Below are 25595 nucleotides of genomic sequence, written 5' to 3' on the forward strand. Positions count from 1 at the left end.
GTTTCTTGCCTCCTTATAGCACCGCAACGTTACATTGTCATACTATTTTCTGAACGGACGGTCGAGTCTCGGCCCCTCGTGAGCCGGACGTTTGTTGCCTCAAGCAGCCAGCTTGGTCCGCGCCGGCAGGAACGGAATCCGGCGGCGCCTCACGACTGGCGCAAGGTCGAACACGCCGCGATAAAGCCGGTCGAGCAATGCCTTGCGGTCGCGCAATGGCTCCAGCTCGCTCCAGTTCAGCACATCGCCGACGCGGACGTCGATCGCCTTGCCCGATAGCCGCGCGAATTCGTGGATGAGCAGCGACGTACGCAGCGTCAGCGAGGCCTTGCCGACGAATTTCGCCACCCGGCCGTCGCGCTCTGCCATGTTCATCGGCCCGCTGACCAGATGGAACAGCCTGCCGTTCTGCCCGGAAAAATGCATCGGGATGACCGACGCTTTGGCCTCCTGGACGAGACGGGCCGGAAACATCTTCCACGGCAGGTCGCGCGCCCGGCCAAAACCTTTTGGCGCGGTGGCGACACCGCCGGCCGGAAACACCACGATGGTGACGCCCTCCTTCAGCAGCCGCACCGCTTCATGGCGCACGGCCATGTTGTTCTTCAGCGCGTCCTTGGTCTCGGAAAAGTCGATCGGCAGCGAGTAGGGCTCCATCTCGCGGATCTTGAGCAGGTCCTTGTGGATCATCACCCGGAACGGCCGTCCGAGCTGCTCGGCCAGCGACAGCACGGCAATGCCGTCACCGATGCCGAACGGATGATTGGCGACGATCACCAGCGGCGTATCAGGCAATTGCGCTGGCGGCCACTGATCTGCCGTCCGCACGCGGACGTCGATCAGGTCGAGCATGCGGCTGAACACACGCTCGCCGGTCGGCACGACCTGACGGCGCCAAAAATCGTAAAGCGCGGTGTAGCGGTCGCGGCCCGACAGGCCTTCGATCGAATGGATGAACCAGCGCGTCAGCGCCGGCTGGCGCGGATTGGCATAGGAAAGCTCGGGAAAGGGTCGTTCGCGCGATTTCAGCTTGAGCATAGGGGTTCGTTACAAGGTCGGCGTGACAAGGATATGAAAATGGCGGTGGATCGCTCCACCGCCATTTGGCCGAAAAACTATGCCGATCAGGCAGCGCGTTTGCGCCTGCGGTCGGGCGTGACGGCTTCTTCGGTCAATTGCGCGATCGCCTGGTCAAGGCCAAGCGATTCCTGGTCGCGTGAGCCCAGCCGGCGCATGTTGACCGTCTGCTCTTCCGCCTCGCGCTTGCCGCAGACGAGGATGACCGGAACCTTGGCCAGCGAGTGTTCGCGGACCTTGTAGTTGATCTTCTCGTTGCGCAAATCCGCTTCCGCCAACAGCCCGGCGGCCTTCAGCTTTGCCACCACTTCGGTCGCATAGCCGTCGGCATCCGAGGTGATCGTCGCCACCACCACCTGCAGCGGCGCGAACCACAGCGGGAAATGGCCGGAATAGTTCTCGATCAGGATGCCGAGGAAGCGCTCCATCGAACCGCAGATGGCGCGGTGCACCATCACAGGCTGCTTCTTCTCGGAATCGGAGCCGATATAGAAGGCGCCGAACCGTTCCGGCAGGTTGAAGTCGACCTGCGTCGTGCCGCACTGCCATTCGCGGCCGATAGCATCCTTGAGCACATATTCGAATTTCGGTCCGTAGAAGGCGCCTTCGCCCGGATTGATCGAGGTCTTGATGCGATTGCCGGATCGTGTCCTGATCGTCTCCAGCACGCTGCCCATGATTGCTTCGGCGTGATCCCAGGCTTCGTCGGTGCCGACGCGTTTGTCGGGCCGCGTCGAAAGCTTGACGCTGATTTCGTCAAAACCGAAATCAGCATAGGTCGACAGGATCAGGTCGTTGATGCGCAGGCACTCCGCGGCCAGCTGCTCCTCGGTGCAGAAGATGTGCGCATCGTCCTGCGTGAAGCCGCGCACACGCATCAGCCCGTGCAGCGCGCCCGACGGCTCGTAGCGATGCACATTGCCGAATTCCGCAAGCTTCACGGGTAGATCGCGATAGGACTTCAACCCATGCTTGAAAATCTGCACATGGCCCGGACAGTTCATCGGCTTCAACGCGAAGACCCGGTCGTCATCGGTGTCGTCGCCGGCGACCGTCACCTTGAACATGGCGTCGCGATACCAGCCCCAATGGCCTGACGTCTCCCACAGGCTCTTGTCGAGCACCTGCGGCGCGTTGACCTCCTTATAGCCCTGCTCGTCGAGGCGGCGGCGCATGTAGTTGACCAAGTTCTGGAACATCTTCCAGCCCTTGGCATGCCAGAAGACGACGCCCGGTCCCTCTTCCTGGAAATGGAACAGGTCCATCTCGCGGCCGATCTTCCTATGGTCGCGCTTCTCGGCCTCCTCCAGCATCATCTGGTAGGCTTCGAGCTGCGCCTGGTCGGCCCAGGCCGTGCCGTAGATGCGGGTCAGCATCGGGTTGTTCGAATCCCCGCGCCAATAGGCGCCGGCCACCTTCATGAGTTTGAAGGCATTGCCGATCTGCCCGGTCGAGGCCATGTGCGGGCCACGGCAGAGGTCGAACCAGTCGCCCTGCGCATAGATCTTGAGATTCTGATCCTCAGGAATGGCGTCGATCAGCTCCAGCTTGTAGCGCTCGCCCTTGTCGGCAAAGACTTTTTTCGCCCTGTCGCGCGACCAGACTTCCCTGGTGAACGGCTTGTTGCGCGCGATGATCTCGCGCATCTTCTTCTCGATCACCGGAAAATCGTCAGGCGTGAACGGCTCGTTACGGGCGAAGTCGTAGTAGAACCCGTTCTCGATCACCGGCCCGATGGTCACCTGCGTTCCCGGCCACAATTCCTGCACGGCTTCCGCCAGCACATGGGCCGCGTCGTGGCGGATCAGCTCCAGCGCGCGCGGGTCGTCGCGGGTGACGATCTCGACCTTGCCGGACTTGCCGAGCGGATCGCTGAGATCGCGAACGGTGCCGTCGATCGCATAGGCGACCGCCTTCTTGGCCAGCGATTTCGAGATCGATTCGGCGAGGCCAGCACCGGTCATCGCCGCGTCGTATTCGCGGACGGAGCCATCGGGAAATGTCAGGGAAACGGAATTCAGCATATATATCTCCTATCCAGTCCCGCAAACGAGCGCGGGTGGTTGAAATCCATGTCGCCCAAAAGTGTATGGCGGTTTTGGGTTACGACATGCATAGGGAAAAGCCGGATGCGTCCGGCAGCGGCTGTCTTTTATGGACAGATTCCGCCTCCGTAAAGCCCGGCTCAAATTCAGCGTTCATTTGATGAGGAGCGGCAGGTCCTTCAGGAACGCGGCCCGGGTCTTGAGGCCCTTGGGCATGTCGGTGCGGTTGGTGTCGACGACAAGCCGCGCAAAGACGATCTGGCGGCCATCCTTTTGCGCCCAGCCGACGAACCAGCCGAGCGAACGCTTGTCCTGAACCTTGTCGACATCGTTGCGCAGCCTGGTGCTTCCGGTCTTGCCTTGCACCGTCCAGCCTCCGGCCTGGAAGGTCGGGATGATGGCTGATGTCATGTCGTAAGCCCTGGCCGAGACAGGCAGCTTGCGGGCCAGCAGCTTGCGCAGGAATTCGACCTGCTCGACCGGCGTGATCTTGAGCGAGGAATTCACCCAGGACTTGGTCAAACCATCATTCTTGCCGGGATTGCCGGAAACATCGGCGTTGCCGTAGTCGAATTTCGAGACATAACCGGCAAAACTCTCAGACCCAAGCCGGCGGGTGATTTCCCGGGAAAACCACAGGATCGAATCCCGCTCCCAGACCACCGGATCGACGGTCTTCTGATCCCGCTTCACCGCGTTGAATTCAGGCTTGTAATCCCAGCTCGGCGTGTGCTCGTCGCTCAGGATCCCGCTGTCATAGCCGATCAGCGACAACGGCACCTTGAACGTCGAAGCCGGGCTGAACCGCTCGTCGCACACCCCGTCCTGGTAGAGCCTTGCCGCTCGCCGCATCGGCGATCACCGTGCACTGCACGTCCCCCAGCGGCGCCGATTGCGCGCGCAGCGGAAATCCCAGCAGCCAGGCGAGCAGGAACAGTATCCCGGCAAAGATGAAGGGAAGACGGTCGAAATTGCGCATTTTCTGCTCGCTCCAGAAGGGGGTTCGGGAGCGGCTTAGCGAGGTCTCTTGTCTCGATTTTGTCTCAAATGCGCAGTCTTTGTGCAGGCTGTTGTTAACCCTACCGGATCGTAAACGGGCAGAGCCGGCGGGACCTGACTGACGCGATCACCCCTGCGCTTCGCCGCGCTTGCTGCCGATCCGCCAGTACCGCCATGGCGTGAACCAGACATAACGATCCTCCAGCACCTCCGGCACGAGGTCTATGCCATGCGTGCCGAATGGCCCGCAGCGCAGCACCCGGAAAAATCCCATCCAACCGCCCGCCCACAGGCCATGGCGGGCGATCGCCTCATGGGCATATTCCGAACAGGTCGGCAGATGCCGGCAGGAATTGCCGACAAAGCCCGACAATGTCAGCTGGTAGAGGCGCACGAGCGACGTGCCGAGGAGACGGCCCGGCGTCTTGCGCCATGGACCGGGCCAGTTACGGCCGCGTTTCGGCGGCCGGGCGATATGCGCATGCCCATGCTGGTCGCGCACCACAGTCTCCGTTTCGCTGTTCCCCCGCGATAGATGTGGGCTTCTACTGGAGAACGCAATCCCCGCGCCCTGCATGGCCCCACCGTCAAGGATGGAAACGACGAAACGGCTGCCAGTCAGCCGAAGCCACCCACCGGCCACGACTGGTCGGCTCTTCGTAACGCTTTTCATGCTGTCTTCTGTCACGCCATTGAAACGTTGCGATCCGCATGACATCGCCAAAGATGCTCAGCAACTGGATCATGGTCGGTCTCCTTTGATGCGATTAGACGGCCGCTGGCCTTCGCCTTCAAACGAGTATAATTTCCACTTCGGATAATCCTGGGTTATGCGAAATGAAGCGTGGGCGCCTGCCGCTGACGGCATTGAGGAGCTTCGAGGCGGCGGGCCGGCATCTGAGCTTCAGCCGGGCCGCCGAGGAGCTTTTCGTCTCACAGGCGGCGATCAGCCGGCAGATCCGGGAACTCGAAATCTTCCTGCGCCAACCCTTGTTCGAACGTCACCATCGCCGTGTCGAACTGACCGACACCGGACGGCGTCTGCTGGATCAGCTTGTCAGAAGTTTCGACGCTATCGATACCTTGCTTGGAGAACTGGTGGCGACACCGGCGCAGTCCGTGGTCCGTGTCAGTGTCGAGCCGTCGCTTGCATCCGTGTGGCTGGTGCCACGGCTCAACCGGTTTCGCCAATTGCGGCCTGACATCGACATCTCGCTCGAGGTCGATCCAAGGCTGATCGAGTTCCGCAGCGATCAGCCGGAGCTTGCTTTGCGCTTCAGCGCACATGCCACCGCGTGGCCGCGCAGCGAAGCCGAGCAACTTGCTTCGACAGTCGACTCACCTGTTCTGTCGCCGGCGCTGCTTGCCTCGGGCCCCGCCCTCGAGAGGCCGATCGATCTTGGTCGCTACACGCTTTTGCACGAGGAGAACCGCCAGGGCTGGGCGCGCTGGTTCGAAGCGGCCGGCGTGCCCGCCGACGCCGTGCCGGCGCGCGGGCCGATGCTGGCGGATGCGTCGCTTTCAAAGCAGGCCGCCTTGCTCGGACATGGCGTTGCACTGGGCGATCTCTTGCAGATCGGCGGAGAAGTCGCGTCCGGCGCGCTGGTCAAGCCGTTCGACATCGACGTCGCATCCGGCGCCTATTGGCTGGTGGCCAGAAGCTTGCGCGATCTGTCGGAGCCGGCCGCCGCGTTCGCGGACTGGGTACGCGGCGAATTTGCCGAAAGCAGACGTGCATTGTAAACGGTCGGTTGCCGGCCCTCAGGCTTCGGCGCGCTTCTCGATCTGGCCGATGGCGTCGACCACGGCGTCGAAAGTCAGCATGGTCGAGGCATGACGGGCCTTGTAATCGCGCACCGGCTCCAGATATCTGAGGTCCGCGAAGCGACCGTCCGGCGGGGCGCCATTTTCCTTGAGCATCTTCAGCATGGTGTCGCGCACCGCGCGCAATTCCTCGGCGCTCGCGCCGACGACATGTTGCGCCATGATCGATGACGACGCCTGGCCGAGCGCGCAGGCCTTCACATCATGGGCAAAGTCCGTGACCACGCCGTCTTGCATCTTGAGGTCGACGGTGACCGTGGAACCGCATAGCTTGGAGTGCGCCTTGGCGGTTGCGTCAGGATGATCGAGCCGGCCGATGCGGCCAATGTTCCCGGCAAAACCGAGAATTTTCGCGTTGTAGACCTCGTTTATCATTATTTTCCAATCCGTCGCCGCCAAGCGAACAGCGATTGCCGCTGTCGTGTCTTCCTTTCGCTCGCTATGACCTTATATAATGGTGGCAGTCCGGTATCGACAAGAAGACGAAAGCCAATGTCCTTGCCGGGAAGTTCACGCCGCTTACGGGGCTGGAAACAGGGCGAGTTTCCGACACCGAAAGGTCGTGGTCCGTTCAACTCGTTCCTCCGCCGAGAGGGACTACGGGAGACGCCTTTATGGATGCCGTCATCAAGAAGCTTATGCCACAGTCAGCCTATATGGAAAAGCCGGTCACCGACCGGCCGAGCGAAGCCGAAGTCGAAGCCGCCGTGCGCACGCTTTTGCGCTGGACCGGCGACAATCCGGACCGCGAGGGGCTGGTCGACACGCCGAAGCGGGTGGCAAAGGCCTACCGCGAAATGTTCGGTGGCTACGACATGTGCCCGGCCGACGAGCTCGGCCGCACCTTCGAGGAGGTCGCCGGCTACGATGATCTGGTCATCGTCAAGGACATAACATTCCATTCACATTGCGAGCACCATATGGTGCCGATCATCGGCAAGGCGCATGTCGGCTATCTTCCGGACGGCAAGGTTGTCGGCCTGTCCAAGATCGCCCGCGTCGTCGATATCTTCGCCCACCGCCTGCAGACCCAGGAGGCGCTGACGGCGCAGATCGCCGGCGTCATCCAGGACGTGCTCAATCCGCGCGGCGTCGCCGTCATGATCGAGGCCGAGCACATGTGCATGGCCATGCGCGGCATCCGCAAGCAGGGTTCAACCACGCTGACCTCGACCTTCACCGGCGTTTTCAAGGACACGCCCGAAGAGCAGGTCCGTTTCGTCACCATGGTGCGCGGCGGCGGGGTCTGATCGGCCCTCGCCGGCCATCAGACCATGATCCCGAAAAGTGGAGACCGGTTTTCGGACAAGATCATGGTCAAAGAGGAAAATGGACCGGCGATGTCGGCACTGGAATTTCCAAAAGCTCCGTCAGACAAGAAAGCGCTTGAGGAAGGCGCGGTGTTTTCGCCGCGCTTCGATGCAGCCGGGCTGGTCACGGTCATCGTGACAGACGCCGCGGACGGCATGCTGTTGATGGTTGCGCATATGAATGCGCAAGCACTGGCACTGACACTGGAGACCGGCATAGCCCACTACTGGTCGCGCTCGCGGGACGCACTTTGGAAAAAGGGCGAAACATCAGGCAATTTTCAGCATGTCGTCGAGATGCTCACGGATTGTGACCAGGATGCCATATGGTTGCGCGTCAAAGTATTGGGCCACGACGCAACCTGTCACACTGGCCGGCGTTCATGCTTTTATCGGACGGTGGGGCTGATCGATGGCAAGGGGACGCTTGCCGACGACGGCAGCAAGCCGCTGTTCGACGCGGAAAAAACGTATCGGAAACCACTAGCTTGAACCTTCTGCCTGACACCGACCACACGGATTCATCATTTCGATACGGCCCGCTCGTATAGTAGCCGTGGGACAAGGGAGATCATGATGCTCGAGTGGGCGTCATTGCGTAACAGACCAGATGTCAGGGAGGCCAACGGCCTGTCCTCGTCAGGCGGCGCGTCCGAAACGAACTCCCAGAAGAAAACAGGCATTTCGCTCGCCTTAGGTGGCGGGTGCGCCCGCGGCTGGGCGCATATAGGCGTGCTGCGCGCGCTCGACGAAGCCGGCATCGAAGTATCGATGATCGCCGGCACCTCGATCGGCGCGCTGGTCGGCGGCTGCTATCTCGCCGGCAAACTGGACGAACTGGAAGAATTCGCCCGCAGCCTGACCAAGCGCCGCATCTTCGGCCTGCTCGATCTCAATTTGCGCGGCAGCGGCCTGTTCGGCGGCATGAAGCTCGATGCAAGGCTGCGCGAGCACATGGCCGGCATTCGTTTCGAGGACCTTGCCAAGCCGTTCGTGGCGGTCACCTCCGAAATCCGCACCGGCCACGAAATCTGGCTGTCGAGCGGCTCATTGATCACCGCCATGCGCGCCTCCTATGCGCTTCCCGGCGTGTTCGAGCCGGTGAATTGCAATGGCCGCGTGCTGGTCGACGGCGCGCTGGTCAACCCCGTACCGGTTTCGGTCTGCCGCGCCTACGAGCAGCCGCTCGTCGTGGCGGTCAACCTTCACTATGATCTGTTCGGCCGTGCCGCGGTGATAAAACACAGCGCCGGCGAACTGGTCATCGAAAAGGACGCACCAAGGCCCGGCAAGGTCGACGCCGAGCACCAGTCGCATCAGACGCGGCTCGGCATTACCGGCGTCATGGTCGAGGCCTTCAACATCATCCAGGACCGCATTTCGCGTGCCAGGCTTGCCGGCGACCCGCCCGATATGTCGCTGCAGCCGAAGCTCAGCCATATCGGCCTGACCGAGTTCCACCGCGCCGACGAGGCGATCAACATCGGCTATCAGGCGACGATGGCCCAGATCGGCGAGTTGACCCGGCTGCAGACCGTTCTCGCCTGATCAAAACCTACGCACGCGCCGCATCGGTGATGCGAAACTGCACGGTGCGGTTGCCGTTCCAGTAATTTCCCGACAGCGAACCGGCGACGTGGATCGTCTTGCCCCGGTTCTTGAACAGAAATTCGCCAAGCGCGGTATCGACGGCGCGAAAGGCGATCGCCTGGATGCGGCCGCCGCTTTCCGATTGCAGCTCCACGCGGATGTGGTTGGTGCCGACCGGCCGCGCATCGGCTAGTCGGTGGCGCGGCAGCGCGAAAACGGGGGCAGCGTGCCCGGCACCGAAGGGTCCGGCCTTCTCCAGCGCATCGAGCAGGCTGAGCGTCGCGCCTTCAGCGGCAAGCGCACCGTCTATGGCCAGGCTTTCCTCGCCCTGCAGGCGGAACACGTCGGCTGCCGCCCGCTCTTCGAAAAACGCCCTGAGCTCACCAAGCTTCGCCCGCTCGACGGTGATGCCCGCCGCCATGCCATGGCCGCCGCCCTTGACGATCAGCCCCGCAACGGCCGCCTCGCGCACCAGCCGGCCGAGGTCGAAACCCGAGACCGAGCGGCCCGAACCGGTGCCGATGCCCACAGTGTTGAAGGCGATGGCGAAGGCCGGCCGGCGGGCGTGGTCCTTCAATCGCGAAGCGAGCAGGCCGACAATACCCGGATGCCAGCTGTTGCTGGCGGTGACGACGATAGCCGGGCCATTGCCGCCGGCAAGCTCTGCATCGGCCTCGGCGCGCGCCGCCGCGAGCATCTCCTGCTCCATCAACTGCCGTTCCTGGTTGAGCCGGTCGAGCGTCTCGGCAATGGTGCGCGCCTCCACCGGGTCGTCGGTCGCAAGCAACCGGCTGCCAAGTGCGGCATCGCCGATGCGTCCGCCGGCATTGATGCGCGGACCGATCAGATAGGCCAGATGGAAAGTGCTGATCGGCTCGCCGATGCGCGACACCCGTGCCAGTGCCGCCAGCCCTTCATTCTTCTGCTGGCGCGCCATCTGCAGCCCCTTGACCACGAAGGCACGATTGACGCCGGTCAGTGGCACCACGTCACAAACAGTGGCCAATGCCACGATATCGAGCAGCGAAAGCAGGTCTGGCGGCGTAGCATCGGGCATGCGGCTACGCAGGATCCTGGCCGTCTGCACAAGGGCGAGGAAGACCACGCCGGCGGCACAGAGATGGCCCTGCCCGGAAAGGTCGTCGTCGCGATTGGGATTGACGACAGCGATTGCCGCCGGCAAGGCACCGCCGACCTGGTGGTGGTCGAGCACCACGACGTCGGCCCCGGCCTCGTTGGCGGCATCGATGGAAACGGCGCTGTTGGTGCCGCAATCGACAGTGACGATCAGTGTCGCACCACGCGAAACAAGTTCGCGCATGGCGTCGGGGTTGGGGCCATAGCCCTCGAAAATACGGTCCGGGATGTAGATTTCCGACGGCACCGAGAAATGCGTGAGGAACCGCTTCAGCAACGCCGACGAGGCGGCGCCGTCGACATCATAGTCGCCGAAGATCGCCACCTTTTCCCTGGCCATCACTGCGGCGGCGATGCGGGCCGCCGCCCTGTCCATGTCGGTCAGCGATGCCGGATCCGGCAGAAGATCGCGGATCGTCGGGTCGAGAAACCGCTCGGTTTGTTCGGCGGTGACACCACGGCCGGCAAGCACCCGCGCGACGATGTCGGGCACGCCATGGCCTTGCGCGATGGCGAGCGCAATCATGTCCTGGCGTTCTGTCAGCCGATGTTCCCAGGAAACCCCTGATACCGACTGCCTGACATCGAGGAAGAGGCGTTTTTCGCCGGTCATACGCTTTGCCAACTCATCGTTGGCCGCACGACAATGCATGCCGCCCATAAGTGCGCAGCGGTTTTGAGGCCACGACCCGCATTGGCAACAATTTCAAGCGCGTCACGTTCACGCGACGCTCTATAGGCCAAAGGCGGGCAAAGCCATGCGATTCACGGGTGTGCGCCGTCCCGGAATAGGTCAAGAAAACTGCGCTTTCCGCTTTTCAGCCTGTCGCCTAAGCCATTCGTCGGCCGCATCGCCCATCGTCTTTTCCACACCGTCCTTGAGCCAGGCCATGAAAGGCCGGTCGAACATGAATGCGTTGCCGCATTCCCGGATGAGAAAGCGACGCACATTCTGGGTGTTGCGATAGGACTTTGTGATGGCGGTGGCACGCGAAATCGGATCCGCATGCCAGTCGAACGGTTTCATCGTCAAATCCCTGCAGCCATCATCGGATGCGCCCGAATGGCTAACAATTGCAAGGCGGCTTCGCAAGCGAGCGTCAGAACTTATCCAGATCCTGATGGCGGGCCTTGATCTCGCGCACCGTCCGCGACGACGAGCGCAGCACGATCGTGTGGGTGGTGATGTAATTGTGGCCGAACTTGACGCCAGCCAGCATGTTGCCGTCGGTGACACCGGTGGCCGCGAACAACACATCGCCGCGCGCCATGTCCTCCGTCCGATAGACCCGTTTCGGATTGGAAATACCCATCTTTGCCGCGCGAGCAACCTTTTCCGCCGTGTCGAGGATCAGTCTGCCCTGCATCTGGCCGCCGGTGCAGCGCAGCGCGGCAGCGGCCAGCACGCCCTCGGGTGCTCCGCCAGTGCCCAGATAAATATCGATGCCGGTTTCTTCCGGGTCCGTGGTGTGGATGACGCCGGCGACATCGCCATCGCCGATCAGCCGGATCGCGGCCCCCGTGGCGCGCACGGCATCGATCAGCTTGGCATGGCGCGGCCGGTCGAGAATGCAGGTGGTGATTTCCGATACAGCGACGCCCTTGGCCCGAGCGAGGCTGGCGATGTTCTCAGCCGCCGAGGCGTCGATGTCGATGACGCCGTCCGCATAGCCCGGACCGATGGCGATCTTGTCCATGTAGACGTCCGGCGCGAACAGCAGGCTGCCCTTTTCGGCGATTGCGATGACCGCGAGTGCATTGGGCAGGTTCTTGGCGCAAATCGTCGTGCCTTCGAGCGGATCGAGCGCGATATCGACGGCCGGACCTTTGCCAGTGCCGACTTCCTCGCCGATGTAGAGCATCGGCGCCTCATCCCGTTCGCCTTCGCCGATCACCACCGTGCCCTTGATGGAAAGCCGGTTGAGCTCCTGGCGCATGGCATCCACGGCTACCTGGTCGGCCGCCTTTTCGTCGCCGCGCCCGCGCAGCCTGGCGGCCGCGACGGCGGCTCGTTCGGTGACGCGCACCAGTTCCATGGTGAGTATCCGGTCAAGGCCGGCGACGATGTTCTGGGCCACATTCATCTGGTGATTTCCTCGTTGGCAATGCGGCCCCCGCCGGAGGCGGGCCTGTTTTGTCAAACGAGCATGACAACGGCAAGACCTGCGGAAGATTTTATCGAATAGTCAGCAATATCAATCGATTAAATCGCATTTTTGAAACAAGGCCAGCCGGCCGCAATGAACCGGGCCGGCCTTGAAAAGCGAAAGTTAGACCTCTTTGGCGCTAGAAAACCGCAAGATATTTGAGCAGCGAAATGATGCCGATTATGAGGACGATAACCTGCACGATCTGCCTCATCCGGCCGTCGAGCGGCAGGCGCTGAACAAGATAGAGAACGAGGATGATGACGAGGAATGTGATCAGGATGCTAATCAAGGCGGATGAAGCCACAGTGCCCTCCTTAAAAATGATGTGCTGAAACAAGGAAACGAGCCGGCAAACCCGGCCCTATCGCGCCGTGGTCAATACCAGCGGCGCGACGTATCGTTCGTCGACTGACCTATGGCGAAACCGGCCATAAAGCCGAGCAAACCGATCACGCCGACCAGGGCAGTCGTCGTACCGGGGTTTTCGCGCGCTACTTCCGAGACGGACTGAGCCTGGCTGCGCAGTTGTTGCGCCGTACGCGAAGCGCGGCTCGCGGCCGTGTCGTACAACTCGGACGCCTGTTCGCTGGCGTCATCGAGCATTTCCGCGCCCCGCGCCGAAATGCTCTTGTTGATCTTGGTGATCTCCTTGCGCAAATCGGCAATCTGCTTTTCCAGCGTCTTCTGGATGTCGTCGATATTAGGGGTGTCGGACTTGTTGGCATCGGCCATGAAGCGGTTCCTCTGGTTGCTGACCAAGAGAACGGCGACGACACCAATTCGTTCCCGTGTGGCGGCTGTCCCCACCAGACCGGACCTCAATGCCTGCGGGATTCCTGTCCCGCAGGGCCTATCGGGCAAAAGCTACCCTGCCCGCTCGATGCGGATGACCTGCGGCTTGTCGGTCAGATGGCCATCCTTGGTGATGCCATCGACGGCCTTGCGCACAGCGGCCTCGGTCGTCTCGTGGGTGACGAGGATCACCGTCTTCTGTGCAGCCGCCTCGCCATTGACCGCGTGCTGAACGATCGATTCCAATGAAATATCATTATCGGCCATGCGCTTGGCGATTGCCGCGAACACGCCGATGCGGTCATGCACGGTCAGCCGGATGAAATAGCCGCCGGCATGGCTGCGCATCTGCGCCTTCTTGTAGGGTTTCAGCTCCTTCGCCGGCCGTCCGAAGACCGGACCATGCTGGAAGCCTGGCCGGCTCTTGGCGATGTCGGCGATGTCGCCGATGACGGCCGAGGCGGTGGCGTTGCCGCCGGCACCGGGGCCCGACAGAAGCAGCTCGCCCAGAATATCGGTCTCGATCGCCACCGCATTGGTGACGCCATGCACCTGCGCGATGACCGATGCGGTCGGCACCATGGTCGGGTGCACGCGCTGCTCGATGCCGCTCTCGGTGCGCTGGGCGACACCCAGCAACTTGATCCGGTAGCCAAGATCGGCGGCCGCGCGGATGTCGGCCTGGGTGATGTTGGAGATGCCCTCCATATAGATGTCATTGGCGGCGATCCTGGTGCCAAAGGCAAGGCTGGTCAGGATCGACAGCTTGTGCGCGGTGTCGTGGCCCTCGATGTCGAAGGTCGGATCGGCTTCGGCATAGCCCAGCCGCTGCGCGTCCTTCAGGCAAGCATCGAACGAGATGCCCTCGGCCTCCATGCGCGTCAGGATGTAGTTGCAGGTGCCGTTGAGGATGCCGAACACGCGGGTGACCGAATTGCCGGCCATCGCCTCGCGCATGGTCTTGATGACGGGAATGCCGCCCGCCACCGCCGCCTCGTAGTTGAGCAGAACACCCTTTTTCTCGGCGATCTCGGCCAGCGCCACGCCATGCTTGGCCAGCAGCGCCTTGTTGGCGGTGACGACGTGACGGCCGGCTTCGAGTGCCGTCTTCACCGATGAGCGCGCCGGGCCCTCGTCGCCGCCGATCAGTTCGACGAACACGTCGATTTCTGCGGTCTGCGCCATCTTGACCGGATCGTCGAACCACTTTGCCGAGCTCAGATCGACGCCGCGATCACGCTTCTGGTTGCGCGCCGAGACGGCGGTGACGATCACGTCACGGCCGCACTGGCGGGTCAGTTCCACCGCCTTGTCGCGCAGCACGCGCGCCACCGACGCGCCAACGGTGCCGAGGCCGGCAATTCCAACACGCAATGCTTCAGCCATGTCCGGCGACGTCCCTCAAAGTCAGATCGAATTTGCGTGCGGCAAGCTACCGGTGAGCGGAGAGCGGCACGACATTGTTGGGCTGCTTGGCGCTGGTCGACAGGAAGCGCTTGATATTGCGCGCCGCCTGCCGGATCCTGTGCTCGTTCTCGACCAGAGCAACGCGCACGAATTCGTCGCCATGCTCGCCGAAGCCGACACCGGGCGCCACGGCCACGTCGGCATGTTCGATGAGCAGCTTGGAGAATTCGAGCGAGCCGAGATGCTTGAACGGCTCCGGAATCGGCGCCCAGGCAAACATCGAGGCCGCCGGTGCAGGAATGGTCCAGCCGGCGCGGCCGAAGGCGTCGACCATCACGTCTCGGCGCTTGTGGTAGATGTCGCGCACCTCGGCGATGTCGGCGCCGTCGCCGTTGAGCGCGTGCGCCGCCGCCACCTGGATCGGCGTGAAGGCGCCGTAATCGAGGTAGGATTTCACCCGCGTCAGCGCCGAGATCAGCCGCTCGTTGCCGACGGCAAAGCCCATGCGCCAACCGGGCATCGAGAAGGTCTTCGACATCGAGGTGAATTCGACGCAAACGTCGATCGCGCCAGGCACCTGCAACACCGAAGGCGGCGGATTGCCGTCGAAATAGATCTCCGAATAGGCAAGGTCGGACAGGATGATGATGTCGTTCTTCTTGGCGAAGGCGACCACATCCTTGTAGAAATCGAGCGAGGCGACCAGCGCCGTCGGGTTCGACGGATAGTTGAGGATCAGCGCCAGCGGCTTCGGGATCGAATGCTTGACCCCGCGCTCGAGCGCCGGGATGAAGCCGTCGTCCGGCTCCACCTGCAGCGAGCGGATGACGCCACCCGACATGATGAAGCCGAAGGCATGGATCGGATAGGTCGGGTTCGGGCACAGGATCACGTCGCCGGGCGCCGTGATCGCCTGTGCCATGTTTGCGAAGCCTTCCTTCGAGCCAAGCGTGGCCACCACTTGCGTGTCGGGGTTAAGCTTCACGCCGAAGCGCCTGCCATAGTAGGCGGCCTGGGCGCGACGCAGGCCCGGAATGCCGCGCGACGAGGAATAGCGATGCGTGCGCGGGTCGCGCACGACCTCGCACAATTTGTCGACGATAGCCTTGGGCGTCGGCAGGTCCGGATTGCCCATGCCGAGGTCGATGATGTCGGCGCCACGCGATCGGGCGCTGGCCTTGAGCCGGTTGACCTGCTCGAACACGTAAGGCGGAAGCCGGCGAACCTTGTGAAATTCTTCCATGGCAGTTCCAGACAGCGAAGGGGGTGTTGGGCGCGCGCTATATACTTATTTGCAGGTAGGGTCGAGGGTAGGGTCGCATTTGGCTTCGATCTGCTTCAGCGTTTCGTCGCCATGCTTCTTGGCCAGATCCGTCAGCGCCGCCTGGTTGGCGACCTTCGGGCCGCCGCCCTTTGCCGCCTGCGCATTCTCATCCGCCTTCAATTGCGCGAGCTTGGCGTTCTTCTCGGCTTCGGTGAACTGCGACGCCGCCACTTGCGGCTTGATGTTCAGGTTCGGAAAGGTGCCGGTATCCTTCGGCCCCGTACCCGCAGCGACAGGCGTCGGGCCATTCGTGTTGGTGCTCGAGCACCCGGCAATCCCCATGAGGACGATCGCCACGCCGATGCGGCAAAAACGTCCGGCACCGAAAAAAACAGTCTCGCCAATATTAATCGTCATATTGTTTCCCTGGCAGCCGAGGTAGAGCGAGATTGGCCCGGTCGGATGTCCCATGTTAATATGTCAAGAAAAGGCCTCGGGAGGAACCCCGCCAACCATGTCCAAAACACCCGATTCGGGCAAAGCGGAAGATGACGAGCCTTCGACCGTCGAGCAATATCTGGTGAAGGACCCGGAACGCTTCGCCCTGAACATGGCGCGCATGATCGAGCAGGCCGGCAAGGCAGCTTCCGCCTGGGCTGAGCCGCGCGAAAAAGGCGACGTGCGCGACCATGTCGCCGAGCCCGTTGTCGATATGGTGAAGACCTTTTCCAAGCTCAGCGAATACTGGCTTGCCGATCCGCAGCGCGCGCTGGAAGCGCAGACGCGGTTGTTCTCCGGCTATATGACGGTCTGGGCCAACGCCATTCAGCGCACCAGCAACGCCGCGCAAGACACCGAAGACGCGGTCAAGCCGGAGCGCGGGGACAAGCGCTTCCTCGACCCGGAATGGGGCCGCAACGCCTTCTTCGATTTCCTCAAGCAGGCCTATCTCGTCACCTCGCGCTGGGCGGCCGATCTGGTCGAGCACGCCGAAGGTCTGGACGAGCACACCCGCCACAAGGCCGGGTTTTACGTCAAGCAGGTGTCCAACGCCATCTCGCCGTCGAATTTCATCCTGACCAATCCGGAACTGTTCCGTGAAACCGTCGCCTCGAACGGCGAAAACCTGGTGCGCGGCATGAAGATGCTGGCCGAGGACATCGCCGCCGGCAAGGGCGACCTGAAGCTGCGGCAGGCCGACTACTCCCCCTTCGAGATCGGCCGGAACATCGCCACCACCCCCGGAAAGGTGGTCGGCCGCAGCGACGTCGCCGAAATCATCCAGTACGACCCGGCGACCGAGATGGTGCTCAAGCGGCCCCTGCTGATCTGCCCGCCATGGATCAACAAATTCTACATCCTCGATCTGAACCCGCAGAAGTCCTTCATTCGCTGGGCGGTTGAACAGGGCCACACCGTGTTCGTCATCTCCTGGATCAATCCGGACGAGCGCCACGGCACCAAGAGCTGGGAAGCCTATATCCGCGAGGGTCTGCAATATGGCCTCGACACGGTCGAGAAGGCCACCGGCGAACGCGACGTCAACGCGATCGGCTATTGCGTCGGCGGCACGCTTTTGGCGGCGGCACTGGCGCTGATGGCGCAAGAGGGCGACGACCGCATAAAATCGGCTACGTTCTTCACCACGCAGGTCGACTTCACCCATGCCGGCGACCTGAAAGTGTTCGTCGACGAAGAACAGGTCGCCGCTGTGGAAAAGTCGATGAGCGAAAAAGGCTATCTCGACGGCACCAAGATGGCGACCGCCTTCAACATGCTGCGCTCAGGCGACCTGATCTGGCCCTATGTCGTCAACAACTATATGCGCGGCAAGGATCCCCTGCCCTTCGACCTGCTCTACTGGAATGCCGATTCCACCCGCATGGCGGCGGCCAATCACTCTTTCTACCTGCGCAACTGCTATCTCGAGAACAACCTTTCGCAAGGCACGATGGAACTGGCGGGCCACACGGTTTCGCTCGGGGACATCACCATCCCGGTCTACAACCTCGCCTCCAAGGAAGATCACATCGCGCCGGCGCTTTCGGTGTTCCTCGGCTCGAAATATTTCGGCGGCGCGGTCGAGTATGTGATGGCCGGGTCGGGTCATATCGCAGGGGTCGTCAATCCGCCGGCATCCAACAAATACCAGTATTGGACCGGGGGTACGCCGACGGGCGACTTCAGCCAGTGGATAGCCAATGCCACCGACCATCCAGGATCCTGGTGGCCGCACTGGCAAGACTGGATAGAGGCCAAGGACAACACCCGCGTGCCTGCCCGCAAACCGGGCAAGCATATGAAAACCTTGGGTGATGCTCCCGGCACCTATGTGAAAGTACGTGTGTAACGGACTGTAATGTGTGGTGAGTTGACGGACCGCCAAAAGCGGGCGAAATGGTGTCGTCAACCATCAAGCGGCCGTAATTCGGCAATCACCGCAAAAATACTTTCAGGCTTGCGGATTTGACACAGGTCTCGTTTCCGGATCGGAGACAAAGGTCACCCTGGCATCGACGCATGCGTGTGGCGCCAAGGATATACCGACCGGACATCGAGGGGGAATTTGACTTTGAAATCAGCAGGATGGAGCCTCGCAAAGGGAGAACGCCGCGCCATTGTGGCAGCGCTCTGCTCCTTGCTTCTGGCCTCCTGCACTTCGGCTGGCGACCCGACAATGTCGGTCGGAATGCCCGGTTACAATGCCACCGCATCGGACATAAACGCGGCCTCCAGCGGCAAGGCGATCGCCTCCGATTCGTCTGATATCACGACCGAGCAGACGACGGTGATGACGGCAAGCGATACGGCGCTGCCTGAAAAAGTCGCCTACGTGCCTATGTCCAAACCGGGAGCTGCCTTTCCGCTGATCACGCCGGCGGGCGCCGAAACCATCGTTGGAAACACGCCGCAATCGCTGACGCAGCAGGCACAGACCGCGCAGCAAACCGACGCGGTCGCCCAGCAGATTGCCGCGGTCGACGGCGATGTGGCGGCGCCGAAGCCCGCTTCCGCTCCGGCCATGAACAACCCGGTCTATGTGACGGCTGGCGAGATGCCGCAGGCCGAAGCACCAAAGAAGAAAGGCTTCCTCGCCTCGATGTTTGGCGCAACGCCAGCCTCGGCGACACCAGCCCCCATCATCAGCAACGCCCGGACGGGCGAGCAGCCCCCGGCGCAGGCAAAAGCGGCGCCACCAGCGGCAAAGCCGATCATCACGCTTGCCTCGGCCAGTTCCACGGCCAAGCCGGCGCAGCTGGCTTCGCTCGGCGGCGATACCGGCCACGTCACTGGCAGCGATGCCCTGCCCGGCGTGCGCCAAACGGCCCTGTTCGAGATCAAGCGCAAGTCCGGCCTCGATGACGAAAGCGACGTCGACCTCAACGAGGATGAGGGGCCAATCGGCGGCTCCTATCAGGTTGCGTCAGCCGCCGGCATGGCCCGGTTGGCGCCCAACGGGCTGCTCAAGCAGAACGAGAGCGTCGACGTGGCCTGCCTGAAGCCGTCGCTGGTGCGTGTGCTGAAGACGATCGAAGGCCACTACGGCCGCAAGATGACGGTGACGTCAGGCTATCGCGACCCGGCCCGCAACCGGCGCGCCAACGGCGCCAAAAATTCGCTGCACATGTATTGCGCCGCCGCCGACATCCAGGTGCCCGGCGTTTCGAAATGGGAACTGGCGAGCTACATCAGAAGCATGCCCGGCCGCGGCGGCGTCGGCACCTACTGCCACACAGAATCGGTTCACGTCGACGTCGGCCCCGAGCGCGACTGGAACTGGCGCTGCCGCCGGCGCAGCGGCGGTGACGGCTAGCGCGGATCTGAGATCGGCTGGCGGCCAAGATCGTTCCGTTGGGCATCCCGAATATCGGATTGGCCGAAGCCTTCCCAACTTCATCATTCCGGAGCAGAGCGATGCGGCGTCCCCGCTAATCGTCAAGCTCGCCAACTTCGGGAAATCGTTGATTTGGCAGGCCCGGAAAAAAGTTGTCCAAGGTGGCACCTGACGGGTTGCCGGTTGCGCACAACGCCAGTATAAGCCGCTTCGTCTGAGCGCGCCCATCGTCTAGCGGTTAGGACACCGCCCTTTCACGGCGGTAACAGGGGTTCGATTCCCCTTGGGCGTACCAGATCTTTCAACGACTTAGCCGAATCTGTACCCCATTCGTCACATAAGCGTCGAATAAGCGCAGCGAATTTCAGCGGACGTTCGCGCACAAACCGAATCAACGTGACTGAGAAAAGCCCGCCACCGTGAGGTAGCGGGCCAAACGCGACAGTTCAGGCTGCGCCGCCTTCCGAAGCGTTGACCGCCTCTTCCAATACTTCTTCCGGTAGGAACGACCAGAGCAGCGCGTCAATGTCCTCATGCTTGGTCCGCGATTATGTCGGGTGCGAGCAGATCGAAGTTGGCTTGGTGGACTGGATAACCAGCAAGTAGCAACAAGGAAACCTTTTTCGGGGTTAGGAATTAAGGCCATATGGCCCGCTTCTTCTTTGATCTAACGGACGATGGCGAAGTGTTTCCCGACCCTGAAGGCACCGAGCTTAAAAGCCGGAAAGCCGCTGAAGATGAGGCAGCAACAGCGTTACTCGAAATAGCCAAAGACCAGATGCCGGAAACTTTCAGGAAAGTTGCCATCCGTGTCCGCGACCACACCAGCAAGCCGCTATTCACCGTGAAGGTCACGTTCGAGTGGGTGCGTGAGCTGCCCGATGGATGAGGACATCGCCTTAGAGCTATTCATTATGGCGGCGCACCGACGCCAGCGACATGCGGTCGCTGAGGCAGACAACATGCTTTCGGCCATCGCGGACACGCGCCGCACAATCGCAGAGTCGCGCAAGCTGCTAGAAGGACTAACCGACACGTCAGGCCTTAAGTGGGTAGCACCGGCCCAGTAGTGTTCCACCGGATGAACTCGACTTCCCTTCCGGTCACATCCCGCACGGCTTTCAAAAGCACCTCATGTAAGACGCGTGTCTGTCTGTAGTGGTCGCAGTGCGGCGATATGAACGGCTTGACGATGCTCAGGTGCAGCGCTTCCGCTGCCACCAGAAAGCGCTCGATTTCAACCTGTGATAACTGCTTGGAAGGTTTCGATCGGGCCATTTGTGCGAACTCCGTTTGAGGGGATCGCCGCAACGGAAGGATTATATTCCTCATCGCCATCGGGCTGGCAAGCGACCGTAGTCGGCCCGTTCAAGCAGCCGAGCATCGAGCGCGAGCATCAGCGGCTAAAGCGACCTAGCACCCGGATCGACCTTTCTTGATTTGTGAAGCCTTGGCTTCGGCAGCAAGGCGTTGTTCTCGAAGTCGGGCAGTTTTTGTATCTCGCGCCTCTCTCTCGGCCGCGTTAGCAATCTTTGCCTCACGGTCTGCGCGCTCCAACCGGTCTTTGTCGACGCTCCGCTGGGACAGTTTGGCCTCCTGCAGAAGAACCTTCAATTTACAGTTTGCTAAAATGTTCCCATCAATTTTGTCGCCCTGAGGGAGCAGTGACGGCCTTCCGATGTTCTGCTCCGCCAGGGGAACCGAGCGCGATCCAAACTTCCTTTTCGGAGCGTGTTCCAGTGGGTCCGCCCCCACTGGCGGGCAGAGGCGGACCCGGCCGGGGCTTGGAGCCTCGGCCCGGCAGCGGGGGACGCTGCCGCCATTTCCAACCCCCCTCGATATATCAGGTTCCGCTATTACACAAAAAGCCCCCACCGTTCGGCAGCGGGCCAAACCTTGGATGGAAATCAGATCACCAGCAGGGTTCGAACAGTGGCCAATTCACCGGTCCGTCCCGTGCCACTGAATGAACGACGCATCCTTAGGGGCCGGAACTTTGATGCAATAGCGAAGTTCGAGAGGAGATATTTTCGCAGCAGGCACGCAATGAACGGGATCGTAAACGACATCCTGGCCGAGGTGGCAGAGATACTTCCGTCGCTATCACCGGACGAAAAAGATTTGCTGCCGAAACTGCCAGTCGACGCGCCCAATTTTCCCAACGACCTGGAACCAGTGATTCGAGCGGAGACGCCACCCCCGAAGCAGAAAGCAGAAACCGCAGACCGTCACTGCGACGGGAAGCCGCCTCAAGGCGAAGCCTGATGTCGGACGACGGGCGGAACCGAGTTCGGGAAGGCGCGTTGCTCACCAGCGCCACGTCACGAAAGGCCGGAGCAATGGTGGACAATCTATCTCGCAGGCAAGAACAGCGTGGCACGCGAAGACTCATGGCGTGGGGCGTGGCGGTTATCGCCGTCCTTTTTCTAGGCCTGATAGCATTCTTTGTACTCACGCCTTTATCGAACGGCTCTTGGCAGACAGCACCGTTCAAGCGTGCTCCTGAGCAAAACCAGGGCGGTAATGCGCCAGCGGACACGTCACCCAGCCCAGGCGTGAAAAAAGACCCTCAGGAAAATACTGAAATGCCCGAGCAGCAGTAGTGGGGTGGGAACAAATCCGCACCGGTCTGGAAAACTTCTTTCGGGGCTGCCGGGCGATTTTAACAAAGAACTCGCCCGCCGACCTTTCCCGCGCGGACCTTCTGGTAATGCTCCTACGAGCGGCCCTGATGCTCCGAAACGTAACCGGCCCAGCGCTTGACCCGAGGGTCCAAGAGCCCTTGTCGGGCGTGGCGGAAGAAATGGGGCTCACGAGGGCGGACCTCATCCGAACCATAGTGAGCGATTGGCTTGTCGCTAATGCGTATCTGCCGGTTCCGCATGCATTGGACGAGGACAGCACTGTGGAAGGAAACGCAGAAAGTGAAGGTGGCAGGATCACATTGGTGAAAGATTACATTCGCCAAACCACGTTGCGCGGCTCTCGCCCGAGCAGCGTCAAGAGCCTCCGCCGACCTGTCAGAGCCGATGACAAGACCTGTGGGTCCGACAACATCTGCCGCGAGAAAGGCGACATCCCCGGCGCCGCTCCCCACATCAAGGACATGCATTCCCGCTCGGAGACCAGCTCGCCGTAGGTAATCCCGTGTCAGCGGGTCAACCAATGTCGCCTGCGTCGCCAGCCTTTTTAGTTCTCTTTCCGAATGCCCAGTTCGTATTCGTGCTGACGTTCGCTTGTCATACTGGTGTCCCCCCGGATGAAAAAGCACAACAAGTTAGAGCTCGAATGCAGGCCCTTGGCGCACTCTAAAGCCGAGCGGCTCATCTGCACTTTAGAGATGTCTAACATAAATGGCGGCTGAAAGGGTGTCTAGGCGCATCCTCATTGGACCTCCCAGAAGTCCTTCAGCGAGGCGAACCCGCCGTGCCGGCCCAGCACGACGGTTTTTTCGAAAGTGGCTACATCCTGAGAATCGACCGCTATGCATCAACCTGGGACAGGAAAGTCCCAACGGAAGGTCAGCAGCCTTCCGTGGTCTTTTTCATCTGGCCAGGAGCAGCCGAGTTAGCATCGGTATCCTGTTGACCTGGCGCTGCCTGCTTGGCGCTGCCAGTTTGTTGACCCGGAGCGCAGTCCTTGGCGGAGTTCGAGTTCGTTCCACTCGTGGTGGTCGAATCCGTGCCCTGATCGGTCGTAGTGCTCGGCATGGTCTTGGTTGTCGAGGTCGACGATCCGCCTGTGGTCGTGTCGGTCGATTGCGCAAATGCGAGGCCAGTTGACAGTGCCATAATGGCTGAAGCGAAAAGAACCTGTTTCATGATCAACTCCATTTCGGAATGTCCCTTTGGTACCGAACTTCGCTGCGGCACGACGGTTCCAAGAAAAATGGGCAATCCAGAGGTCCGCACCTGGGATTGCCCTATGGCCCGCCACTGGGAAGCTCTCTGCCGTTATCTTCAACGAAGACCTGTCTTCCGCGATCACACCATAGGCTAACGCGGTCACACGGGTCATAATCCTGCTACAAAGTGGTCGATTCCTCAGGGATGTAGCCGCTCCAAGAGCCCGCCGCAGGTCGCCCCCGTGGCGGGCTTTTCAATTGCACGGTCGAGTTGGGTTCTCGGCACTGCGATGATGAGAAAGCCCCGCAGTGGTGGTAAGCCCGTATTTATTGCCTGGTTTCCCGGCTTTAAACAGCTGACTTCGCGGTGTGCGGATTCGGGCAAAAAGCCGGATTCTGCCTGATGAAGGCGAAGGCGAGCCACCACGGTCAAAGAGTGGGTGTTGCAACCCCCTCAAGCGCAATTATCCTGGTATTGGCGCAACGCTTCCGGATTTCAATAAGGCGGGCGTATTCCGGCGAATTGTACCAGCCCATCAATGACGTCATGTCGGGGAACTCGATAATAACCAAACGGTGTGGCTCCCAATCACCCTCCAAAACCTTGGTCGCACCGCCACGACCTAGATATCTCCCACCATAACGCTCCTCGGTGGCTGGCACATCGCGCCGGTATTCCTCGAAGACGGCAGCATCCTTTATGTCTACATCCGCGATCAGATAGGCGGCCATTTGCGCTTCCTTCTCCTCGACGGCGCCCGATCGTTGCGCTCCGGTGCCGGGGTGGGGCCTGTCGGTTAAGACAACTCTCTTCTGCGCTTCAACCGGCATCCGCCAATGCGAAGTCAAAAGCCGGTTACAATCCACGGGTTGGAGTCGTACCCGAGGCGCGGCTCTGCCTTTGCGCCGCTATCTTCCGGTTTGGCGGTTCCGGTGAAACCGCAGTCCAGATTTGGAACGGGCTTCTTGGCTGACGGGTTGGTGGAACACAAGGCGGCGGCGTCACTGACCGCCACCTTCTTTTCCTTGGCAACAGCGACACCAGCCGTAGCGAAAACGACAGCCACGCAAAATACAGCCACTCTCATTTGAACCCCCATATTGCACCCGACAGATGGTCGGACATGACCTAGCGTCACCTTAATATTAGCACTACGAAATATATTATCTAGCCCCGTGCCATCAAAAGCAGGCTGAGTGCCAAGCTTGCATCGTGACCGCCAAAACCGGTGCCGATCTGGACACCAGCCGGCATGAGTCGCATTCTGCTCGTGGAGAAGGATGTGGATCGACAAAAAACAGGGGCTGATCAGGCCAAACGCTGGCGGGACCGGGCCCTGCGCAGTCGCCGCAGGCGTCTGTCACACAACATTGTGTCGTGGGCGCTGATCCTCATGGCGATAACCATTCTCGGTGGTCTGATCGCGCTCAAGGCGTACAAGTAAGCAGAGCCCCAGCGCGCGAGGCTATCAGGCCACAGCCTAGCCGCTGCCAAGCAGCGGCACGGTAACGGTTGTCGCGTAGTTGATCGGGAAGGAACTGAAGTAGGGGAAGTCGATGACGAAGGCATAGGCCGCGGTCAGATGCGCCATGCGGAAGCCGCCGCTCACGGGGTCGATGGCGATCGTGACGTTCACGTCTTTAAACCCCAAGGCCTGCAATTTCTGCGTGGCGATCGATTGAATGTCGGCCTGGGTCAGCGTGTTCTTAAGCTGCAGCGAGCGCGCTGACGTCTCCAGCGTATAGCGAACACTGGAGACCGAGTGCATCGACCAGCCAAAAGCGAAGATCCCGAACAGCAGCATGACGAGGAAGGGGGCGATCAGCGCGAACTCCAGCCCGGCCCCGCCCGATCGATCCTGCCGGAACGCGCTTACCCTAGCGGACACGGATCATCTCCTGGTGACCGATTACAGTGGAAGTGGCAAATGGGCCGAAGGCAATTGGCGGCACCCAGGTGGCCGATGCCTGGATCTGGACATAGACCGACGGCACCTTCGGCCCACTGCACAAGGTGGCAGCGTCGACCACGGCCGTCCCGCACATGTAAATCCGGCTTAGCGTGACCTGGCCGTCCTCCGGCCGATTCTCCCAGCTCGCAATGGCAACAGCCTTGGTCGCCGCATCATTGGTCGATCCGCTCATGACCAGGTTCGAGGCGGTCTTCACGCCGGCGCGCATCGAGAGCGAACTCGTTACGTAAGACCAGCCGTCCAGAATACCGAGCAGCACCAGGCACAGGATGGGCAGCACCATTGCGAATTCGACCGCCGCAACGCCCGCTTGATCGCTCAGGATCGGCACCGATCGGCGTTCCACGG

30 protein-coding genes, 1 tRNA gene and 1 pseudogene are annotated in these 25595 nt (G+C 61.4%); 11 read left to right on the forward strand and 21 right to left on the reverse strand.

Annotated features, from left to right (window positions below):
* Positions 1 to 99: 99 nt before the first annotated feature.
* The 5 genes and pseudogenes from NKJ00_RS14580 to NKJ00_RS14600 all read right to left on the reverse strand — a co-directional run bounded on the left by NKJ00_RS14580 (position 100) and on the right by NKJ00_RS14600 (position 4867).
* Positions 100 to 1038, reverse strand: coding sequence for a lysophospholipid acyltransferase family protein (locus NKJ00_RS14580; RefSeq protein ID WP_352630181.1), 939 nt, complete (start codon positions 1036 to 1038; stop codon positions 100 to 102).
* An 86-nt stretch (positions 1039 to 1124) separates the two neighbouring features.
* On the reverse strand, positions 1125 to 3101 hold the full coding sequence (thrS, locus tag NKJ00_RS14585) for a threonine--tRNA ligase (RefSeq protein WP_352630183.1): 1977 nt from the start codon (positions 3099 to 3101) through the stop codon (positions 1125 to 1127).
* Positions 3102 to 3275: 174 nt separating this feature from the next.
* Positions 3276 to 4101: pseudogene (gene blaOXA, locus NKJ00_RS14590) on the reverse strand (class D beta-lactamase).
* A 147-nt stretch (positions 4102 to 4248) separates the two neighbouring features.
* Complete coding sequence (gene yidD, locus NKJ00_RS14595; RefSeq protein WP_127297163.1) at positions 4249 to 4623, reverse strand: membrane protein insertion efficiency factor YidD; 375 nt, start codon at positions 4621 to 4623, stop codon at positions 4249 to 4251.
* Between the two features lie 85 nt (positions 4624 to 4708).
* Positions 4709 to 4867: a hypothetical protein gene (locus tag NKJ00_RS14600; RefSeq protein WP_352630185.1), complete on the reverse strand. Its 159-nt coding sequence runs from the start codon at positions 4865 to 4867 to the stop codon at positions 4709 to 4711.
* A gap of 91 nt (positions 4868 to 4958) precedes the next feature.
* On the opposite strand from NKJ00_RS14600, the gene NKJ00_RS14605 reads away from it, so the two are divergent.
* Positions 4959 to 5864, forward strand: a complete 906-nt coding sequence (locus NKJ00_RS14605; RefSeq protein WP_352630187.1) for a LysR substrate-binding domain-containing protein — start codon at positions 4959 to 4961, stop codon at positions 5862 to 5864.
* Between the two features lie 18 nt (positions 5865 to 5882).
* Here the strand turns inward: NKJ00_RS14605 and NKJ00_RS14610 are convergent, their stop codons facing one another.
* Positions 5883 to 6320, reverse strand: coding sequence for an iron-sulfur cluster assembly scaffold protein (locus NKJ00_RS14610; RefSeq protein WP_352630189.1), 438 nt, complete (start codon positions 6318 to 6320; stop codon positions 5883 to 5885).
* Between the two features lie 239 nt (positions 6321 to 6559).
* Here NKJ00_RS14610 and folE point away from each other — a divergent pair, with 239 nt between their 5' ends.
* The 3 genes from folE (at position 6560) to NKJ00_RS14625 (ending at position 8803) form a co-directional block, all read left to right on the forward strand.
* A complete protein-coding gene (gene folE / locus NKJ00_RS14615; protein ID WP_023810482.1) occupies positions 6560 to 7195 on the forward strand; it encodes a GTP cyclohydrolase I FolE in 636 nt (211 codons plus the stop codon).
* Positions 7196 to 7285: 90 nt separating this feature from the next.
* A complete protein-coding gene (gene hisI, locus NKJ00_RS14620; protein ID WP_352440229.1) occupies positions 7286 to 7747 on the forward strand; it encodes a phosphoribosyl-AMP cyclohydrolase in 462 nt (153 codons plus the stop codon).
* Positions 7748 to 7828: 81 nt separating this feature from the next.
* Complete coding sequence (locus NKJ00_RS14625) at positions 7829 to 8803, forward strand: patatin family protein (RefSeq protein ID WP_196815316.1); 975 nt, start codon at positions 7829 to 7831, stop codon at positions 8801 to 8803.
* 7 nt (positions 8804 to 8810) lie between these two features.
* Here NKJ00_RS14625 and recJ read toward each other — a convergent pair whose 3' ends face one another.
* The 8 genes from recJ to NKJ00_RS14665 all read right to left on the reverse strand — a co-directional run bounded on the left by recJ (position 8811) and on the right by NKJ00_RS14665 (position 16012).
* On the reverse strand, positions 8811 to 10595 hold the full coding sequence (recJ, locus tag NKJ00_RS14630; protein ID WP_023810479.1) for a single-stranded-DNA-specific exonuclease RecJ: 1785 nt from the start codon (positions 10593 to 10595) through the stop codon (positions 8811 to 8813).
* A 180-nt stretch (positions 10596 to 10775) separates the two neighbouring features.
* The gene (locus NKJ00_RS14635) at positions 10776 to 11009 is read right to left on the reverse strand and encodes a DUF6434 domain-containing protein (RefSeq protein WP_023810478.1); all 234 of its coding nucleotides are present in this window, start codon (positions 11007 to 11009) and stop codon (positions 10776 to 10778) included.
* A 73-nt stretch (positions 11010 to 11082) separates the two neighbouring features.
* Positions 11083 to 12066 carry a class II fructose-bisphosphatase gene (glpX, locus tag NKJ00_RS14640; RefSeq protein WP_023810477.1) on the reverse strand — a complete coding sequence of 328 codons (984 nt, stop codon included), beginning with the start codon at positions 12064 to 12066 and terminating at the stop codon, positions 11083 to 11085.
* A gap of 202 nt (positions 12067 to 12268) precedes the next feature.
* Entirely contained in the window at positions 12269 to 12436 is a 168-nt protein-coding gene (locus NKJ00_RS14645) for a Thivi_2564 family membrane protein (RefSeq protein ID WP_023810476.1), read from the reverse strand.
* A gap of 71 nt (positions 12437 to 12507) precedes the next feature.
* Entirely contained in the window at positions 12508 to 12864 is a 357-nt protein-coding gene (locus NKJ00_RS14650) for a hypothetical protein (protein WP_023810475.1), read from the reverse strand.
* Between the two features lie 132 nt (positions 12865 to 12996).
* Complete coding sequence (locus NKJ00_RS14655) at positions 12997 to 14310, reverse strand: homoserine dehydrogenase (RefSeq protein WP_352630192.1); 1314 nt, start codon at positions 14308 to 14310, stop codon at positions 12997 to 12999.
* A 46-nt stretch (positions 14311 to 14356) separates the two neighbouring features.
* A complete protein-coding gene (locus tag NKJ00_RS14660; protein WP_013531991.1) occupies positions 14357 to 15574 on the reverse strand; it encodes an LL-diaminopimelate aminotransferase in 1218 nt (405 codons plus the stop codon).
* 45 nt (positions 15575 to 15619) lie between these two features.
* A complete protein-coding gene (locus tag NKJ00_RS14665) occupies positions 15620 to 16012 on the reverse strand; it encodes a hypothetical protein (RefSeq protein ID WP_127297171.1) in 393 nt (130 codons plus the stop codon).
* 97 nt (positions 16013 to 16109) lie between these two features.
* Between NKJ00_RS14665 and phaC the strand changes: the two genes are divergently transcribed.
* The 4 genes from phaC to NKJ00_RS14685 all read left to right on the forward strand — a co-directional run bounded on the left by phaC (position 16110) and on the right by NKJ00_RS14685 (position 20319).
* Positions 16110 to 17945, forward strand: a complete 1836-nt coding sequence (gene phaC / locus NKJ00_RS14670) for a class I poly(R)-hydroxyalkanoic acid synthase (RefSeq protein WP_352610664.1) — start codon at positions 16110 to 16112, stop codon at positions 17943 to 17945.
* Positions 17946 to 18161: 216 nt separating this feature from the next.
* A complete protein-coding gene (locus NKJ00_RS14675; protein WP_352552870.1) occupies positions 18162 to 19409 on the forward strand; it encodes a YcbK family protein in 1248 nt (415 codons plus the stop codon).
* A 241-nt stretch (positions 19410 to 19650) separates the two neighbouring features.
* A tRNA-Glu gene (locus tag NKJ00_RS14680) sits at positions 19651 to 19725 on the forward strand.
* Between the two features lie 351 nt (positions 19726 to 20076).
* Positions 20077 to 20319: a DUF6894 family protein gene (locus NKJ00_RS14685; RefSeq protein ID WP_023810468.1), complete on the forward strand. Its 243-nt coding sequence runs from the start codon at positions 20077 to 20079 to the stop codon at positions 20317 to 20319.
* Between the two features lie 155 nt (positions 20320 to 20474).
* Here the strand turns inward: NKJ00_RS14685 and NKJ00_RS14690 are convergent, their stop codons facing one another.
* On the reverse strand, positions 20475 to 20708 hold the full coding sequence (locus tag NKJ00_RS14690; protein WP_352552867.1) for a hypothetical protein: 234 nt from the start codon (positions 20706 to 20708) through the stop codon (positions 20475 to 20477).
* 768 nt (positions 20709 to 21476) lie between these two features.
* Here NKJ00_RS14690 and NKJ00_RS14695 point away from each other — a divergent pair.
* A complete protein-coding gene (locus NKJ00_RS14695; protein WP_352610663.1) occupies positions 21477 to 21695 on the forward strand; it encodes a hypothetical protein in 219 nt (72 codons plus the stop codon).
* Positions 21696 to 21733: 38 nt separating this feature from the next.
* The gene (locus NKJ00_RS14700; protein WP_352610662.1) at positions 21734 to 22033 is read left to right on the forward strand and encodes a hypothetical protein; all 300 of its coding nucleotides are present in this window, start codon (positions 21734 to 21736) and stop codon (positions 22031 to 22033) included.
* Positions 22034 to 22146: 113 nt separating this feature from the next.
* Here the strand turns inward: NKJ00_RS14700 and NKJ00_RS14705 are convergent, their stop codons facing one another.
* The 4 genes from NKJ00_RS14705 to NKJ00_RS14720 form a co-directional block, all read right to left on the reverse strand.
* Positions 22147 to 22701 (reverse strand): methyltransferase domain-containing protein, encoded by a 555-nt coding sequence (locus NKJ00_RS14705; RefSeq protein ID WP_352610661.1) that lies wholly within the window; start codon positions 22699 to 22701, stop codon positions 22147 to 22149.
* A 250-nt stretch (positions 22702 to 22951) separates the two neighbouring features.
* Entirely contained in the window at positions 22952 to 23251 is a 300-nt protein-coding gene (locus NKJ00_RS14710) for a hypothetical protein (RefSeq protein WP_127297149.1), read from the reverse strand.
* A gap of 452 nt (positions 23252 to 23703) precedes the next feature.
* Positions 23704 to 24006 (reverse strand): DUF1330 domain-containing protein, encoded by a 303-nt coding sequence (locus NKJ00_RS14715; RefSeq protein WP_127297148.1) that lies wholly within the window; start codon positions 24004 to 24006, stop codon positions 23704 to 23706.
* A 113-nt stretch (positions 24007 to 24119) separates the two neighbouring features.
* Positions 24120 to 24362: a hypothetical protein gene (locus tag NKJ00_RS14720; protein WP_352555229.1), complete on the reverse strand. Its 243-nt coding sequence runs from the start codon at positions 24360 to 24362 to the stop codon at positions 24120 to 24122.
* Positions 24363 to 24527: 165 nt separating this feature from the next.
* Here NKJ00_RS14720 and NKJ00_RS14725 point away from each other — a divergent pair, with 165 nt between their 5' ends.
* Positions 24528 to 24719, forward strand: a complete 192-nt coding sequence (locus NKJ00_RS14725; RefSeq protein ID WP_352555231.1) for a hypothetical protein — start codon at positions 24528 to 24530, stop codon at positions 24717 to 24719.
* Positions 24720 to 24755: 36 nt separating this feature from the next.
* Here NKJ00_RS14725 and NKJ00_RS14730 read toward each other — a convergent pair whose 3' ends face one another.
* Positions 24756 to 25163, reverse strand: coding sequence for a TadE/TadG family type IV pilus assembly protein (locus tag NKJ00_RS14730; RefSeq protein ID WP_023810463.1), 408 nt, complete (start codon positions 25161 to 25163; stop codon positions 24756 to 24758).
* Positions 25153 to 25593 carry a TadE/TadG family type IV pilus assembly protein gene (locus NKJ00_RS14735; protein WP_352610660.1) on the reverse strand — a complete coding sequence of 147 codons (441 nt, stop codon included), beginning with the start codon at positions 25591 to 25593 and terminating at the stop codon, positions 25153 to 25155. Before NKJ00_RS14735 ends, NKJ00_RS14730 begins: the two co-directional genes overlap by 11 nt.
* Between the last annotated feature and the right edge of the window lie 2 nt (positions 25594 to 25595).

The sequence above is a fragment of the Mesorhizobium sp. M0227 genome, from assembly GCF_040321855.1.
Lineage (GTDB): Bacteria > Pseudomonadota > Alphaproteobacteria > Rhizobiales > Rhizobiaceae > Mesorhizobium.

Excerpts from the sequence above, each read along its gene's own strand:
- NKJ00_RS14685 (WP_023810468.1), top strand. The coding sequence starts at position 20,077 with ATGGCCCGCTTCTTCTTTGATCTAACGGACGATGGCGAAGTGTTTCCC.
- recJ (WP_023810479.1), bottom strand. The coding sequence starts at position 10,595 with ATGACCGGCGAAAAACGCCTCTTCCTCGATGTCAGGCAGTCGGTATCA.
- NKJ00_RS14660 (WP_013531991.1), bottom strand. The coding sequence starts at position 15,574 with ATGGAAGAATTTCACAAGGTTCGCCGGCTTCCGCCTTACGTGTTCGAG.
- phaC (WP_352610664.1), top strand. The coding sequence starts at position 16,110 with ATGTCCAAAACACCCGATTCGGGCAAAGCGGAAGATGACGAGCCTTCG.
- NKJ00_RS14715 (WP_127297148.1), bottom strand. The coding sequence starts at position 24,006 with ATGGCCGCCTATCTGATCGCGGATGTAGACATAAAGGATGCTGCCGTC.
- NKJ00_RS14605 (WP_352630187.1), top strand. The coding sequence starts at position 4,959 with ATGAAGCGTGGGCGCCTGCCGCTGACGGCATTGAGGAGCTTCGAGGCG.
- NKJ00_RS14600 (WP_352630185.1), bottom strand. The coding sequence starts at position 4,867 with ATGATCCAGTTGCTGAGCATCTTTGGCGATGTCATGCGGATCGCAACG.
- NKJ00_RS14635 (WP_023810478.1), bottom strand. The coding sequence starts at position 11,009 with ATGAAACCGTTCGACTGGCATGCGGATCCGATTTCGCGTGCCACCGCC.
- NKJ00_RS14710 (WP_127297149.1), bottom strand. The coding sequence starts at position 23,251 with ATGAAACAGGTTCTTTTCGCTTCAGCCATTATGGCACTGTCAACTGGC.
- thrS (WP_352630183.1), bottom strand. The coding sequence starts at position 3,101 with ATGCTGAATTCCGTTTCCCTGACATTTCCCGATGGCTCCGTCCGCGAA.
- NKJ00_RS14695 (WP_352610663.1), top strand. The coding sequence starts at position 21,477 with ATGAACGGGATCGTAAACGACATCCTGGCCGAGGTGGCAGAGATACTT.
- glpX (WP_023810477.1), bottom strand. The coding sequence starts at position 12,066 with ATGAATGTGGCCCAGAACATCGTCGCCGGCCTTGACCGGATACTCACC.
- NKJ00_RS14580 (WP_352630181.1), bottom strand. The coding sequence starts at position 1,038 with ATGCTCAAGCTGAAATCGCGCGAACGACCCTTTCCCGAGCTTTCCTAT.
- NKJ00_RS14690 (WP_352552867.1), bottom strand. The coding sequence starts at position 20,708 with ATGGCCCGATCGAAACCTTCCAAGCAGTTATCACAGGTTGAAATCGAG.
- NKJ00_RS14655 (WP_352630192.1), bottom strand. The coding sequence starts at position 14,310 with ATGGCTGAAGCATTGCGTGTTGGAATTGCCGGCCTCGGCACCGTTGGC.
- hisI (WP_352440229.1), top strand. The coding sequence starts at position 7,286 with ATGTCGGCACTGGAATTTCCAAAAGCTCCGTCAGACAAGAAAGCGCTT.
- NKJ00_RS14720 (WP_352555229.1), bottom strand. The coding sequence starts at position 24,362 with ATGAGAGTGGCTGTATTTTGCGTGGCTGTCGTTTTCGCTACGGCTGGT.
- NKJ00_RS14665 (WP_127297171.1), bottom strand. The coding sequence starts at position 16,012 with ATGACGATTAATATTGGCGAGACTGTTTTTTTCGGTGCCGGACGTTTT.
- folE (WP_023810482.1), top strand. The coding sequence starts at position 6,560 with ATGGATGCCGTCATCAAGAAGCTTATGCCACAGTCAGCCTATATGGAA.
- NKJ00_RS14650 (WP_023810475.1), bottom strand. The coding sequence starts at position 12,864 with ATGGCCGATGCCAACAAGTCCGACACCCCTAATATCGACGACATCCAG.
- NKJ00_RS14610 (WP_352630189.1), bottom strand. The coding sequence starts at position 6,320 with ATGATAAACGAGGTCTACAACGCGAAAATTCTCGGTTTTGCCGGGAAC.
- NKJ00_RS14625 (WP_196815316.1), top strand. The coding sequence starts at position 7,829 with ATGATGCTCGAGTGGGCGTCATTGCGTAACAGACCAGATGTCAGGGAG.
- NKJ00_RS14725 (WP_352555231.1), top strand. The coding sequence starts at position 24,528 with ATGAGTCGCATTCTGCTCGTGGAGAAGGATGTGGATCGACAAAAAACA.